We start from the raw sequence: 16,593 nt of genomic DNA on the forward strand, positions 1-16,593 counted from the left end.
AAGCTTTGCCCTCCCCGGCCAAATCATCACGGTATCGTCGAGCCGTGTTCGAGCCCTCCATCCCCGTTCTGCTGCGCGAATATGCCGAACTGCGGCCCGACGAGCCGGCGTTCACTTTCGTGGATTACGAGCAGGACCCGGAAGGCAGCCCAGAAACTCTGACCTGGTCGCAGTTGTATCGGCGGATCCGCAATGTCGCGCGGATCTTGCGGACCTATGGGGCGACCGGCGATCGCGCGGTGGTGTTGGCGCCGCAGGGAATGCATTACGTCGTCGCGTTTCTCGGCGCACTGGAAGCCGGTCAGATCGCGGTACCGCTGTCGGCTCCGCAAGGTGGCGCCAGCGACGAGCGGGCCAGTTCGGTCCTGGGCGACGCGTCGCCGACTGCGATTCTGACCACGTCCTCGGTGGCCGGCAGCATCGCCGAACACGTCGAGCCGGGGGACACCGCTCCGGCAATGATCGAACTCGATTTGCTGGATCTCGACACCGCTGATCCAGCCCCACACGAGATCCCCGATCTGCCCGACATCGCCTATCTGCAATACACCTCCGGATCCACCCGCACCCCGGCGGGCGTCGTGATTTCGCACCAGAACATGGTGGTCAACACCCAACAGATCATCGCCAGCTACTACCGGGAGGACGGCGGGATTGCGCCGCCGGATACGACGGTCGTGTCGTGGCTGCCGTTCTTCCACGACATGGGTTTGATTGTGGGCATTAGCATTCCGATCGTTGCCGGGGTGCACGGTGTGCTCTCCAGCCCGCCCGCGTTCCTGCAGCGACCGGCACGCTGGATGCAGTTGTTGGCTACCCACACCCAGCCATTCACCGCGGGCCCCAACATCGCTTTTGAATTGGCGGCGGCGAAGACGTCGGACGACGACCTGGCGGGACTCGACCTGGGTCACGTGCGCAACATCCTCAACGGCGCCGAACGCGTGCAGCCTGCCACGCTGCAACGCTTTGCTGAACGATTTGCCCGATTCAATCTGCAGCCCAAGGCGCTGCGGCCGTCCTACGGTCTTGCCGAGGCCACCGTGTACGTGGCGACCCGTGAAGCAGTCGGGCCGCCGGAAATCGTGTATTTCGAGTCCGAACAACTGACGGCCGGTGTTGCGAAGCGCTGCGCACCCGGCGAGGGCACGCCGCTGGTCAGTTACGGCACGCCCCAGTCGCCGATCGTGCGCATCGTGGACCCCGAGACCGGCATCGAATGTCCGGCGGAAACGGTCGGGGAAATCTGGACGCACGGCGAGAACGTCGCCGACGGTTATTGGCAGAAGCCCGACGAGTCGGCACGCACGTTCGGTGCAACACTGATCGACGCCGCCGCCGGCACCCCGGCCGGACCCTGGCTGCGGACCGGGGACCTGGGCTTCTTCTCCGGTGGCGAGATGTTCATCATCGGCCGCATCAAGGATCTGCTGATCGTCTACGGGCGTAACCACTCTCCCGACGACATCGAGGCGACGATCCAGGAGATCACCGCCGGTCGCTGCGTTGCGATCTCGGTCACCGGCGATGACGGCGTCGAGAAACTGGTCACCATCGTCGAGTTCAAAGTGCGCCCGGATGCCGAAGACGCCGCCGCGCGGGTGGGGGCCGTCCGACGCAAAATCACGTCGGCAATAGCAAAAGCGCACGGTCTGAGTGTGGCCGATCTCGTTCTGGTGCCGCCTCATTCCATTCCGCTGACCACGAGCGGCAAGGTCAGGCGGAGGGAGTGCGTGCAGCGTTACGGGCGCGATGATTTCACCCGCTGGGACGCGCTGATCGCACGTCCGGAGCCGCACCCGGCCGCCGAGACTGACGTGCGCCCCGCCGCGGACGCGGGTTTGCCGCAACGGCTGCGCGCGCTGCGACATCAGCAGCACGAGCTGCTGGTGGGGCTGGTCTGCGAGCAGGCGGCTGCGGTACTGGGTCATTCCAGCACCAGCGACATCGATGCCGAATCCGCTTTTCAGGACCTCGGCTTCGACTCGGTGAAAGCTACTTATCTGCTGGACCGCCTCAAAGCCGTCACCGAGTTGCCGTTGTCACCCACCCTGGCCTTCGACTATCCGACCCCGGCGGCGTTGGGCGCCTACCTCGGGCAGCTGTTCGGCGGTTCGGTCGCGGCGGGTTCGCCGGTGCCCGCGCAGACGGCGTCGGACGAGCCGATAGCAGTGGTAGGCATGGCCTGCCGGTTTCCCGGGGGAGTGGACTCGGCCGAGGCGTTGTGGGAGCTGGTGGCTGGCGGCACCGACGCAATGGTGGGTTTCCCGACCGACCGCGGTTGGAATCTGACGGATTTGTTCGACTCCGATCCCGACGCCGTCGGCAAGACCTATACCCGTGCCGGCGGGTTCCTGGCCGGGGCGGCCGGATTCGACGCGGAGTTTTTCGGCATCTCGCCGCGCGAGGCCCAGGCCATGGATCCCCAGCAACGGTTGCTGCTGGAAGTGTGTTGGGAGGCCCTGGAAACCGCCCGACTCGACCCGGCCTCGTTGGTTCGTTCGCAAACCGGCGTGTTCGTCGGCACCTGGTCGCAGCCGTACGGCGCGGAGGCTGCCGGCGGCGCGGAGGGGTACGCGTTGACCGGCCAGTCCACCAGTGTCGCGTCCGGGCGAGTGGCCTACGCACTGGGTCTGCAGGGTCCGGCCATCACGGTGGACACCGCGTGCTCCTCGTCGCTGGTCGCCACCCATCTGGCGTGCCAGTCGCTGCGCAACGGCGAGAGCACTCTGGCGCTGGCGGGTGGGGTCACGGTGATGACGACGCCGCTGATCTTCACCGAGTTCGCCCGGCAACGGGGCTTGGCGGTGGACGGGCGATGCAAAGCGTTCTCCGCCGACGCCGACGGCACGGGCTGGGGTGAAGGCGCAGCGGTCCTGGTCTTGGAGCGGCTCAGCGACGCCCGACTCAACAACCATCCGGTGCTGGCGGTGATCGCGGGATCTGCCATCAACCAGGACGGCGCCTCCAACGGCCTGACCGCACCCAACGGTCCCGCGCAGCAGAACGTGATCCGCCAGGCGGGCGCCAACGCCGGCATCGGCTTGGATCAGGTCGACGTCGTGGAGGCCCACGGTACCGGCACCACCCTCGGCGATCCGATCGAGGCGGGCGCACTGATAGCCACCTACGGTGCCGGCCGCGACCCCGAGCGTCCGCTGTGGCTGGGGTCGATCAAGTCCAACATCGGGCACACTCAGGCCGCGGCGGGCGCCGCCGGGCTGATCAAAATGGTTCAGGCGCTCAATCACGACGTACTGCCCGAGACGCTGCACGTCGATCAACCCAATCCACGTGTCGACTGGTCCGGTGGAGCGGTCCGGCTGCTGACCGAGGCGGTGCCATGGCCGGTCACGGATCATCCCCGTACGGCTGCGGTGTCCTCCTTCGGCATCAGCGGCACCAACGCGCACGTCATCGTGCAGCAGGCCCCTGACGCCGCAATAGAATCCGACGCGTCGGCCAGTGCGGCACCCCCGGTACTGGTGTGGCCGGTCTCGGCGCGCAGTCCGCGGGCACTGGCCGGTCAAGCCCACCGGTTGCGCGACTACCTGCACGATCACCCCGAAACCGGACTGACCGATCTCGGCTTCAGCCTGGCCACCACCCGTACCCACCACCCGTACCGGGCCGCCATCACCGCAAGTGGCCTGGGCGGAGATCCCCGCCGCGAACTGGTGGAGGGCCTGGAAGCGCTGATTGCCGACCTGCCCCATCCGCACGTGTCGCGCCACCACCTCGCCGCGCACCACCAACCGCCGGAGACGGTGTTCGTTTTTCCCGGCCAAGGCGCCCAGTACGCCGGCATGGGCTTGGAGCTGTACCACCATCACCGCGAATTCGCGCGCAGCCTCGACGAGTGCGATGCAGCTCTGCGCCCCGCCACCGGGTGGTCGGTGCTCGGCGTCTTGCGTGAGGAGCCCGACGCGCCGTCGCTGCAGCGGGTGGACGTTGTCCAACCCGTCCTGTTCGCGATCATGGTGTCGCTGGCCGAATTGCTGAAGTCCTACGGGATCGTTCCGGATGCGGTAGTGGGGCATTCGCAGGGCGAGATCGCGGCGGCCTACGTTGCCGGTGCGTTGTCGCTTGCCGACGCTGCCAAGATCGCGGCGCTGCGCAGCCAGGCGCTCACCACACTGTCCGGCAGTGGCGGGATGGTCTCCATTGTGCTTCCCGCGCAAGAGCTTCAGCCCCGGCTGCAACGTTGGGACGGAGCTGTCAGCATCGCCGCGATCAACGGGCCGTCGCACACCATTGTCAGTGGCGACCCCGTCGCACTCGAGCAACTCACTGCGGCGTGTGAACGTGACAATATTCAAATCCGTTCCATCGCAGTGGATTACGCGTCGCACGGCAGCCAGGTGGAGCGGCTGCGGGACCATCTGTTGACGGAGCTGGCCGGGGTGTCCGCGTCGCCGGCACGCATCCCGCTGTATTCCACCGTGGACAGCGCGCGATCGGGTCAGCCGCTCGACACCACCGAGATGAACGCCGACTACTGGTATCGCAATCTGCGGGAGCCGGTTCGGTTCCACGACGTGGTCGCCGAGTTGCTGGGCCAGCGCGAGCGCTTGTTTGTGGAATTGTCGCCGCACCCGGTGCTGGCTGCGGCGATCACCGACACACTGGCCGGCACCCCCGAGCGGCCCGGCTCGGCGGTGCTCACCATGCTGCATCGCGACCGGTCGGACCTGGACACCGTGGCTGCCGCGCTGGGTCAACTCCACAACCACGGCAAATCGCCGTCCTGGGCGGCGCTCTACCCCGACGCCCGAGCCGTTGGGCTACCCACGTATGCCTTCCAGCACCGTTCCTATTGGGCGACGCCCACTCCGGTGTCCGGAGCCGCCGGCCTGGACACCAGTGTTGAAGGCGCGCTGTGGCAAGCCGTCGACGCCGAGGCGGTTGACGCCTTCGCTGAGGTATTGGGCTTGGGCGACCAGGTAACCGGGTCGTCCCTGGAAGCTGTCGTGCGCGCCCTGCGGCAGTGGCGCGGCGACGTCGGCGTTCGGTCAGCGGCGAACACATTGCGCTACCGCGTCGACTGGCGCGCAGTGACCCCGAACACTTTCCCGACCACTCGTCGTCGCTGGCTGGTGCTGGCGTTCCCGGAACAAGCCCACGATGCCTGGGTCGCCGGTATCGCCGAGAAATTCGCGACCGACGTGCTCACGGTAGATCTGAGCGAACTCGGCCGAGAGTCGTTGTCCGCCTTGTTGAAGACGGCCAGTGCGCGGGCCCACTATGACGGGATCGTCTCGTTCCTGGCCACCGACGAACGACCACACCCCGACTTCTCGGGCCTATCGATTGGTCTGCTCTCCACACATTCTCTTGCGCAAGCACATTGCGATTCCGGTCTCGGAATTCCGTTGTGGGTCATCACCCAGGGCGGTGCGACGGTATCCACCGACGATGACCCGCCGAGTCCGAGCCAGGCCGCTGCGTGGGGGCTGGGACAGTCGGTGTGCCTCGAGCACCCGGACCTGTGGGGCGGATTGGTTGATCTCCCGCCGAGCGCGACACCGCGCGACATCGCCCACCTGTACGCGATTTTGAGCTGCGTGCAGGACGAAGACCAACTCGCGATCCGGCAACAGGGCGTGAGCGCGCGTCGATTGGTCGCGGCGCGGTTGGTGCAAGAACGTGCCGGCAGCTGGACGGCTTCGGGAGCGGCTCTGATCACCGGTGCTACCGGGCGACTGGGTAAGCACCTGGTCGGTTGGCTCGCCGAGGCCGGCGCCAATCCCATTGTGCTAGTAAGTCGCAACGCTACCGAACACCCGCAGACCGCTGAACTGGCCCAGACATTGCAGGCCCGCGGGGTGACTGTCGCAGCGTATTCGGTGGATGTGAGCAACCGGACGGCGTTGGCGGCCGCGCTTGCCGACATCCGCGCCGCCCACGGTCCGCTGCGGACCGTCGTGCATGCGGCGGCAGCTATCGGATGGAACTCCATCTCCGACACGACCGCTGAGGAGCTCGCCGACAGTTACGCCGCGAAGGCGGTCGGTGCGGACAATCTGGTTGAACTGCTGGAGAAAGACCCACCCGAGACCTTCATCCTGTTCTCGTCTGCGGCTGCGACTTGGGGCGGCGCCCAGCAAGGTGCCTACGCCGCCGCCAACGCTCACATAGATGCGCTGGCAATTCGGTTGCGCTGCAATGGAATCAGGGCAGTGGCACCGGCTTACGGCCTGTGGGCGGACGAGGCCAGCAGTATGCCCGCCGAGGTGCTGGACATCTTCCAGCGAATCGGTGTCAATCCGATCCCACCGACGACTGCGCTGGCCGGACTGCGGCAGGCCATCGACGCCGACGACACCTTGATCACCCTCGCGGATGTGACATGGGATCGGTTCCTGCCCGCGTTCACCGTACGTCGCTCACATCCGTTCCTGACCGAATTGACGGCACGCGCGAGTGGCAGCGAAATCGACCGGGTGACGCCTGAACCCGGGGTCCGGGATCAGCTGGCCGGCCAAACCGCGGAACAACAGCTCGATACGCTGACCGCGTTGGTGACCAACGCCACCGCCGCGGTGTTGGCCCACCACGATCCGGAAGCCCTCGACATCGGGCTTGCGTTCAAAGATCTCGGCATCGACTCGCTGACCGCACTGGAACTGCGCAATACCCTCGGCGCGCAAACCGGGCTGACCTTGCCTGCGTCCCTGGTCTTCGAGCACCCGACCCCGTCGTCGCTCGCCGGCCACTTGCGGGAACTGCTCACCGATGCCGCTGCGCCGGCCGCTTCGACACTTCAGCCCACCACGGTCGAGGACCAGCCCGCGGACAATCTGCTCGAATACCTCGACCAGGCAGCATTTCTCGCAACCCGGGCGGTGCACGGTGCCCTGATTCAGGTGACCTGGATTTACAACCGCGGTGCTGACCTCGACGCGCTGCGGCGCTTCCACCAGAACCTCGGATCGGGGATGTTCGGTCGCCTGGTCGAGCGGTCGCCATTGCCGTTCGCGCGCGACCGCTGGGTGTTGGCGCCGGCGCCGCAAGACATGGACGTCGTCGCTACGCCGCGGCGGCGCGCCGACGTGAGCGAGTGGGCCGACGAGCGGGCGCGGCTACCCATCGACCCGGAATGGGGTCCCGGCTGGCATCTCGGGGTCCTGCCGCTCGAGGACGGCGGCACGGCCGTCAGTCTGGTGGTTTCCCATGCTGTCGTCGACGCCATCGCATTCGGCCAGGCGATCGCTGATGCCGCCGAGGGCAGAACACACGACCTGGGGTATCCACCCGCGGGGTCGCGTCCCCGCAGGCGCGCGCTGCGCGAGGACTTCCGGCAAACCGTCAAAGAACTCCCCGATGTCGGTCATGCGCTGGTGGCGGTGGCGCGACGGGCGCGGCGTGACCGCAAGGAACTGACATCATCGATCAAAGCTGCGCCGCCTGCCCAGCTCTCGGCCGATGCGGATCAGACTATCGAGATGCCTGCCCTGACGGCGTACATCGGGCTCGCGGAGTGGGATAACCTCGCGAAAACCCTTGGTGCCAGCAGTCATTCGCTGGTAGCGGGGGTCGCATGCCGACTCGCGGTGCGGGTCGGACGGGTGAATGACGACGGAGCGGTCACGCTGCGGCTGGTGGCGAACCTGCGAACCAACGGAGACATCCGCGGCAACGCGATCACAGCTGTGGACGTCGCCGTCGATCCCACACCCGTGGCGACGGACCTTCGGGACCTGCACCTCAAGATCACCCAAACCATCCTCGAGGCGATGGACAATTCCGACAACGAATGGTTGGCGCCCCTCCCGCTGACACCGCTGACACCGAAGCGGGTGGTCCGGCGCCTGGCGGGGGTGGCAGCCGGTGGCGCCACGCTGCCGGTGACTGTCTCCAACATCGGCGAATTGCCCCCGGCGCTGAACCGGCCCGACGGCACCGACGCCGACGAAGCGCACATGCGACCGTTCGAACCTGGCATGAAGAAGAGCACACTCGAGCGCATGGGGGGACAACTGCTGCTGGTTTCCGGGCGGGACCGCGGCAAGATCTTCATCAGGATTTCCGCGTACCTGCTCGGTCAGCCGAACACCAAAGACGTTCTGCGCGATCTCATTGTGAGTACGTTCGCCGAATTCGGTCTGACGCCGGAGCTCGACTGGTAGCCCCCGTCAGGGCCGCTGCGACCGCAGCTGGACAGGGCTGCGGGGCACCGCGAATTCGCGGCCCTCGGCCACCCGCAGGTAGACCTGCTTCAGCGTCTGCAGATACCGATCGATGGACTCATAGGCCACCGGGTTGCTGGGAAATGACGCCGTCACGGTGGTTTCCTCATGAAACTTGTTGACCCACATGCATACTCGTGCCGCGATTCGACCGTCGCTGAACGCCTGGATGTTCATCCGGTCCAGTTGGGTAGCGATGACTGCGGACAGCGGCGGTACGCCGGCATCCAGGAACGACAGCATGGGAAAGCTGCCCTGCGCGGGCGGTCGGCGCAACCAGGGGGCGAGTTCCAGGACACGCTCGAACGGCACTCGGGCCAGGTGGGTGCCGGAGTCGAAAGCGGTCTGGGCGCTGCGGGCGGTCTCGCCGAAGGAGTCGCCGACGTGGACGGCGAACGGGACGTGGCCGATGAACCATCCGGTGGTCATGAACTCCGCGGCGGTGCTACGGGTGCCGACCGGGGTGACGGCGCAATACCTCTCCGAGCCGGTCAGCTCGTATTCGCAGAGTGCGGCGCACGCGAACACGCCGCCGCTGAACCGCGCGCCGGCCGCGGTGCATGCGGATTCGAACCGGGCGGTCTGCTGAGCGTCCAGCAGTCGCACCGTGAGCAACTCACCGCTGGTGAGCATCGTTGTGTCGCCGAGCGGTAGCGGGAAGCTCGGCAGCGTTCCGTCGTTGTCGTCGAAGAAGTCGATCCACTGCCGGATTTCGGGGGAGCGCAGGGACAGCCCCGCGGTGTAGGCGCTCTCGCGCACGCAGTAGTCGGTGTAGCTGCCGGCCGGCGGAAAGGCGATGGGACCGTCGCCGTCGATCAGTGCGTAATACATCTCCCTGATCTCCCAGAAGATGCCGCCGATGAACATCGGGTCCACGTGCAGATGGTCGACGCTGATGCAGACGGTGAAGTGGTCGTGGCGCTGGATGACCGCGAAGCGGAAGCAGTCCCACTGCAGCGGATTTGGTGTCGCCAGCACCTGGTCCTGCCACTGCGTCGCCGACATTTCGCCGTGTTGTTCAGGCGTGAGCTCGATGTCCGCGGGGTCGGCGATGGTGTGCCGGACGATGTGGTCTCGGGCGGTGAACTCAAACCAACTGTGGTAGGTGTCATTTCGGCGTAGGTGGGCGTTGAGCACGTAGGTCATCGCGCGGATGTCGCACTGGCCGCCGATGTCGAAGGCGATCACCAGTAGCCGCGACATGTCCAGCCCGCGCTGCTGTTGTTCCCGGAAGCCGCGCAGATGTCGAGCCTGGATGTAACTGGGCGGGACGGCACTCGTCGGCGCCTGCCGTGCCGCTCTCACCGAAGCCGGCGCGGGACGCCACCACCAGACCGAACCCGGAGCCGGGGCCCAGTCGCGGACTGTCCCCAGACCCAGCTGACCCATCACCACCACCGCGCGCTCCTGTCAGTCCGGCGAATTCTCAGGGTATTTCGTATCCGCCGGGGAACCCTCACATTGACACCGGAGCGTCCTGCACCGGGGCGAGTTTTCCGTACAGGCGATCGGCCAGGTCGCGCACCGTGGTGATATCGGTGGAGCGCAACCGTATTCCGGTGTCGGTCTCCAGTCGGGTACGCAACTCGAGATTCCCCAGTGAATCCAGGCCGTAGTCCGATAACGGCCGGTCCGGATCGACACTGCGGCGCAGGATCTGGCCAAGCTGATCGGACACCAACCGTCTCAGCCGGCCCGCCCACTCATCGGCCGGTAACTCCAGCAGCGCGGTGCGGAACTCTGATCCGTCGTGTCGCCGCCCGGCAGCACTGAACATCTCGGCGAATCGGCTGCGTGCCGCGAGCGCGGAAAGCCACGGTGAACCGGTGGTGGGGATGTAGCCGGAGTAGCAACGGGTATGGCCCAGCAGAGCTTGGAAGGCGTACGCGCCGTCGTCGGGGGCGATCATCGTGGTGCCCGTATCCGCCAGCGTTGCGCCACGGCCGATTTCGGCCCACGCGCCCCACGCGATCGCGGTGGCGGGCCGACCGTGCGCCCGCAGCCAGTGCGCGAAGCCGTCCAGCCAACTATTGGCCGCCGCATACGCGCCCTGCCCCGCAGAGCCCAACAGCGCCGCCGCCGACGAGAATAGGCAGAACCAGTCCAGCGGGGCTGTTCTGCTCGCCTGGTAGAGGTTCCACGCACCGCGGACCTTGGGCGCCCAAACGCGTTCCAGCAGGTCGTCGGTGATGGTGGTCAACGTCGCATCCTCGACCACGGCGGCCGCATGCAACACACCGCGCAAGGGCAGGCCGGTGGCCGTTGCCGCGGCGACCAGGCGGGCCGCGGTGGCGGGGTGGGCGATATCGCCGCACACCGTCACCACGTCCGCGCCGCTAGATCGGATGAGTTCGATTGTCTCCAGCGTTCCTTGAGAGGGCAGCGTCCGTGAATTGAGCACGATGCGACCCGCGCCGGCCATCTGTTCGGCGAGAAACAAGCCGAGCCCACCGAGTCCGCCGGTGATCAGGTAGGCGCCGTCGCGCCGGAACACCGGTGCCTGTTCCGGCGGCACTCGGGCAGCGCATTTCGTTGCCCCGGGAACGTCAAGGATGAGTTTTCCGGTGTGCTCGGCGGCGCTCATCGTCCGAATCACGTTGCCGGCGTCGGCAAGTGGATAGTGGGAGCGCTGCGGCTGCTTCAGACCGTCCGCGACGAGCCGGTAGACGTCCGATAGCAGCTTCTGGATGCGCCACGGCTGGGTGGCGGTCATCAGAGCCAAGTCGACGGCGTGCAGCGACAGGTTGCGCCGGAGCGCGTAGAGCCCCAACCTCGTGTCGGCGTAAATATCGCGCTTGCCGACCTCGATGAACCGGCCGCCGAAGGCGAGCAGGTCTATGCCGGCGCGCTGCGCGGTACCTGTCAGCGAGTTGAGCACGACATCAACACCGTAGCCGTCGGTATCGGTTCGGATCTGCTCGGCGAAATCCGTGCTGCGCGAATCGTAGACATACTCAATCCCCATGCCGCACAGAAATTCCCGGCGTTGTGGGCTGCCGGCCGTAGCGAAGATCTGCGCTCCGGCAGCACGGGCGAGCGCCATCGCGGCCTGGCCGACACCGCCGGTGGCGGAGTGGATAAGCACCTTATCGCCGGCGCGCACGCGAGCGAGTTCGTTCAGACCGTAGAACGCGGTGACATAGGCGGTGGTGACGGCAGCGGCCTGGCCGTCATCCAGGCAGGGCGGCAGTTTCGCGGCGAGCCGGGCATCGCAGGTGACGAAGGTTCCCCAACACCCGCCCGGCGCCATACCGCCGACTCGATCACCGACCTCCAGGTCGGACACTCCGGCTCCGACCGCACTCACCACGCCGACGAAGTCGAGACCTAATTCCGGCTGCTCGCCGTCGAAAGACGGATAACGTCCGAACGCCGCCAGCACGTCGGCGAAATTGACGCTGGACGCGCGGACCGCGACCTCGATCTGCCCGGCTCCCGGCGGTCTGCGGTCGTCTTTGACGCACTCGACGGTTTGCAGGTCGCCCGGGATGCGGACCCGCAACCGCATGCCGTCGTGCCGCGGGTCGATCACCGTCGTCATCCGCTCGTCCGGGCGCAGCGGCGCCGGGCACAATCGTGCCGTCAGCCATACGTTGTCCCGCCACGCGGTCTCGTCTTCGGTTGTGCCCGAGAGCAGTTGACAGGCAACCAGGTCCGCAGCGGTCTTGTCGTCGAGGTCGATCTGGGTGGGGTGTAAATAAGGGTGCTCGGCGCCGATCACCCGCAGCAACCCGCGCAGGCCGGCCTGAGCGAGGTTGACGGCGTCGTCGTCCAGAACCGGTAGGGCATTCCGGGACACCACATAGAGCCGGGGCGCAGCACCGCGGACCTCAGGGAGTTCGCGGGCGACGCGGACGAGCCGGCGGACGGGTTCGGTCTTCAGCGGGCCGGTGGTTTCAGGTCCGGCGATCACCACGACACTGCGAGTTTCTTCGGCGGCCAACTCACTGTGCAGTGGCGCGGGGTCGTCCGTCCATCGGCAGACGGTGCATCGCGCTCCGCGATGTCGCAAGGTGTCGGCCAACTCGCTGGGCAGCGGGTCGTCGTCGGAAAAGCTTAGGAGCAAATAAGTTCCACCGGCGCCTGCGGGTTCGGGCAGTTTCTGTCGTTGCCAGTCGATGGCCAGCAGTCGCTGGTCGAGCAACCGGTCTCGGTCGGCGGCCGCCGAGTTTCCGGTGCCCATCAGGAGCCCGCGGACCACCAGCAGCACAACGCCGCGGTCATCCAGCACGTCGATGTCGGCCTCGACACCGCCGACGCAGGTCGTCACCGTGGTCAGGCAATACCGCGGCATCGAAGACGAAGCGTAACCACGCAACCGGCGTACCCGCAGCGGCAGCAGCAGCCCGCCAGAACCCATGCCGTACACGGCGGGATGCGCTGCCACCGACTGAAAGCAGGCATCCAGCAAGGCGGGATGCATCGTGTATCCCGCTTGCCGCGTGCGGATCGGATGGGGCACGGCGATCTCACCCAGGACGGTGCCGACGACACCCGCGGCGACGTGTGTCACATCCAAACCGGTGAATGCCGTGCCGAACCGAATCCCTCGCTCGCCGAACCATTCTCGGAGTTTGGTGCCCTCGACCCGTTGTGGGTGGGCCGCGAGCAGCGCGTCGAGGTCGTGCGGTTGCGGTGAGTCGTCCTCGGTACGGTGCAGGGTCGCGGTGGCCCGTCGGGACTTGTCACCGCCCGACTCCGTTTCGACGACGAACGTGACAGCGCCGCCAGGTTCCACGGTCGCCGAAGTTCCGACGGGTGTCACGCCGTCCAGCAACAACATTTGCTCGAAGCGGATGTCACGGACCTCGGCCCGCCCACCCAGCACCGCGGCGGCCGCGGCCAAAGCCATCTCGCAATACGCCGCACCCGGCACGGCCGCCACGCCGTTGATTCGATGATCACCCAGCCACGGCAATGCGTCGGTGCCGAGTTCTGCCAGCCACGCGTGCCGTTCCGGTCTCTCCATCAGGCGCACGTGTGCACCCAGCAGGGGATGTGCGGCAACGGTGTTGGCGGCTGGTTTCGCGGCGGTGATGAGCAAACGCCGGTTGCTCCAGACCGGCAGCGGCGCGTCCACCAGACGCCCCTCGGGGCACAGCGTTGCGAAATCCACTGCGGCGCCCGCGCCGTGCAGATCGGCCAGCAGGCCGCGTAACCCGTCGGGCATGGCCACTTCACGGCGCATCGCCGGGATCACAGCCACGGGCATGTCGAGACTCTGCGCGGTTTGCTCGACGGCTCGGGTCAACAGTGGGTGCGGTGAGAGCTCGCCGAATACCCGGTGCCCATCGGCGAGCGCAGCCTTGACCGCGGCGGAGAACCGCACGGTGTGACGCAGGTTGTCCACCCAGTAGCGCCCGTCGCAGCTGGGGCGTTCGCGTGGGTCGAAGGAGGTCGTCGAGTAGTAGGGGAGCTGCGGTGGCTGCGGATTCAGCTCGGCCAGTGCCTCGGCCAGTTCGTCGAGGATAGGGGTGACCTGCGCAGTGTGCGAGGCCACGTCGACGGCGACCTCGCGGGCCAGGATGTCGCGCTGTTCCCACCCCGCGACTAGTCGACGCACCACGTCGGTAGCGCCGCCGATCACGGTGGACTGCGGTGCGGCCACCACGGCGATCACCACATCTGTGATGCCGCGGTGGGCAAGCTCTTCGCGGACCTGCGGCGCGGGCAACTCCACCGCTGCCATCGCGCCCGCACCCGCCAGCCGCATGCACAGCCGCGAGCGGCGACAGATGACGCGGACCCCGTCCTCGAGCGAAAGTGCCGCTGCGACAACGGCGGCCGACACTTCACCCAACGAATGCCCGATCACCGCACCCGGCCGGACACCGTAGGCCTGCATCGCCGCGGACAGCGCGACCTGCATGGTGAACAGGGTCGGCTGCACCCGGTCGATGCCGGTCACCTTGTCTTCAGTCATGGCCGCGGTCACCGAGAAACCCGCTTCGGCGGCGATCAGCGGTTCGGCGGCGGCCACCGTCGCCGCGAAAGCCGGTTCGGTAGCCAACAGGTCCGCGCCCATCGCCGCCCACTGCGAACCCTGCCCGGAGAACACCCACACCGGACCGCGGTCATCACGGCCCACCGCAGGTCGCAGCGGGTCATCGCGACCGGCCACGGCACGCAGCCGCGCGACCAATTCGGCGTTGTCGGTGGCCGACAGCAGGGTGCGCACCGTGCGGTGCGCGCGCCGCCGCGCCAGCGTGTAGGCCAAGTCCGTGGCTGAGGGTTGCTGCGTCGCCACCCAATCCGCGGTCCGGCGCGCTGTCTGGCGCAGCGCGTCGGGTGAGCTGGCTGACAACGCGAAGATCCGCGAGCGTGACTCCTCCCGAGCAGGGACCGAAACCATAGGCGCTTGCTCGAGGATGGCGTGCGCATTAGTTCCCGACATGCCGTACGACGACACCGCGGCCCGCCGTGGCATACCGCCGGGCCACGGCGTAACATGTTGTGGCACAAACAGTCCGGTGTCAATAGCAGCCAGGTCGTCGGGCAGTGCGGTGAAGTGCGCCATCGGTGGCACCACTGCGTGCTGAAGAGACAGCACCGCTTTGAGGACCCCCACCACGCCGGCGGCCGCCTCGGTGTGCCCGAGGTTGCTCTTCGCCGAACCCAGCGCGCACCGATGCCCGTCAACCCCGTACACGGTTGCCAGACTGCGGTATTCGATCGGATCTCCGACCGGTGTGCCGGTGCCGTGCGCCTCGATCAGCCCGACGGTGCCCGGGTCGACGCCGGCCGCCGACAATGCCGCGCGGTACGCCGCGACCTGCGCGTGCAACGACGGCATCGTGATCGTCTCAGTGCGGCCATCCTGATTCGTCGCGGTGCCGCGCACTACGGCCAGGACCCGGTCGCCGTCGCGCAGCGCGTCGGGCAGCCGTTTGAGCAGCACCACCGCACACGCTTCGGAGCGGACGAACCCGTCGGCGCCGGCGTCGAACGGACGGCACCGTCCGGTGGCAGAGAGCATGCCCTGCCCGGAGGCGGAGGCGAACATCTGCGGTTCCAGCATCACCATGCACCCGCCGGCCAGGGCCAGGTTGCTCTCGTATTCGTGCAGACTGCGGCACGCCATGTGCACCGCAACCAGACTCGACGAGCACGCGGTGTCCACCGTGATCGACGGCCCCCGCAGACCCAGGGCGTAGGACACCCGGCCCGAAGCCATGCTGAACGCGGTGCCGGTGAACCCGTACGCGTCGCCCAGGGCGCCGGCCGCGTCGGTGACGTGGGCGTAGTCGTCGTGACACATCCCGATGAAGACGCCGGTCAGCGAGTCTGCCAGCGACGTCGGGGGCAGCCCGGCGTGTTCGACAGCCTCCCACGAGGCTTGCATCAGCAGCCGGTGCTGCGGGTCGATCGCAGTGGCCTCGCGTTCACTGATGCCGAAGAACTCTGGGTCGAAACCGCCGACGTCGTCCAGGAAGCCACCCCAGCGCGACACCGACCGGCCGGGCACCCCCGGCTCGGGGTCGTAATAGGCGTCGGCGTCCCAGCGGTCGGCGGGCACCTCGCCCACCAGGTCGTCGCCGCGCAGCAGCGCGTCCCAGAACTTGGCCGGGGAATCGATGCCGCGGGGGAGTCGGCAGGCCATGCCGATGACAGCCACCGGAGTGACCTGTCTGGGCTCCATCGTCGTGCCACCTCGCCGTCCTGCACCGGGCTTCGTGGCCATCTTCCGTGCGCAGGGACCTCGTCGTCGGGATCAACGCGCCGATGGTTTGATTCGCGCACCGCGTCACTTCGGGCGAGTAGTGTTCCAGCCGTGGTTGGCGCTGCTGTCCCCGCTGAATACGTGAAGTTCAGATGACCCGCGCCGACAAGCCCGCCCGCATCCCCCTGCTGCCCGTCGACGAAGCCAAAGCCGCCGCCGACGAGGCGGGCGTACCCGACTACATGGCCGAACTCAGCATCTTCCAGACGCTGCTGAACCATCCGCGGCTGGCGCGGGTATTCAACGACATGCTGGCCATGATGCTGTGGCACGGCGACCTGGACCGCCGACTGCGTGAGCTGGTGATCATGCGTATCGGCTGGCTCACCGGATGCGATTACGAGTGGACCCAGCACTGGCGGGTCGCCTCCCGCCTGGGAGTGTCGCCCGAGGATCTGCTCGGCGTCCGGGATTGGCAGGCCTACAACGGGTTCGGGCCCACCGAGCGGGCGGTCCTCGCCGCCACCGACGACATCGTGACCGACGGCGTGGTCAGCGAATCCAGCTGGGCGGCCTGCGAGGCCGAATTGAGCACCGACAGAACGGTTCTCATCGAACTCGTGACCGCCATCGGCGCATGGCGGATGGTTGCCTCCGTCCTGCGGAGCCTGCAGGTGCCCCTGGAAGAGGGCGTGGCCAGCTGGCCACCGGACGGCGTAGCGCCCTCGAACGGGTAGTGGTCGC

General features: G+C 67.4%; 4 protein-coding genes. 2 read left to right on the forward strand and 2 right to left on the reverse strand.

The window, feature by feature from the left end; all coding sequences use genetic code 11:
• The first annotated feature begins 44 nt into the window (after nucleotides 1-44).
• Nucleotides 45-8,129 (forward strand): type I polyketide synthase, encoded by an 8,085-nt coding sequence (locus ACZYZ9_RS05205; RefSeq protein WP_463825140.1) that lies wholly within the window; start codon nucleotides 45-47, stop codon nucleotides 8,127-8,129.
• A 6-nt stretch (nucleotides 8,130-8,135) separates the two neighbouring features.
• Here the strand turns inward: ACZYZ9_RS05205 and ACZYZ9_RS05210 are convergent, their stop codons facing one another.
• Both ACZYZ9_RS05210 and pks2 read right to left on the reverse strand, forming a co-directional pair.
• The gene (locus ACZYZ9_RS05210; protein WP_463825454.1) at nucleotides 8,136-9,578 is read right to left on the reverse strand and encodes a condensation domain-containing protein; all 1,443 of its coding nucleotides are present in this window, start codon (nucleotides 9,576-9,578) and stop codon (nucleotides 8,136-8,138) included.
• A 67-nt stretch (nucleotides 9,579-9,645) separates the two neighbouring features.
• The gene (pks2, locus tag ACZYZ9_RS05215) at nucleotides 9,646-15,828 is read right to left on the reverse strand and encodes a sulfolipid-1 biosynthesis phthioceranic/hydroxyphthioceranic acid synthase (RefSeq protein ID WP_463825141.1); all 6,183 of its coding nucleotides are present in this window, start codon (nucleotides 15,826-15,828) and stop codon (nucleotides 9,646-9,648) included.
• Nucleotides 15,829-16,001: 173 nt separating this feature from the next.
• On the opposite strand from pks2, the gene ACZYZ9_RS05220 reads away from it, so the two are divergent.
• Nucleotides 16,002-16,586, forward strand: a complete 585-nt coding sequence (locus ACZYZ9_RS05220) for a carboxymuconolactone decarboxylase family protein (protein WP_463825142.1) — start codon at nucleotides 16,002-16,004, stop codon at nucleotides 16,584-16,586.
• Nucleotides 16,587-16,593 lie beyond the last annotated feature (7 nt).

This window comes from Mycobacterium sp. IDUB_28, from assembly GCF_055419285.1.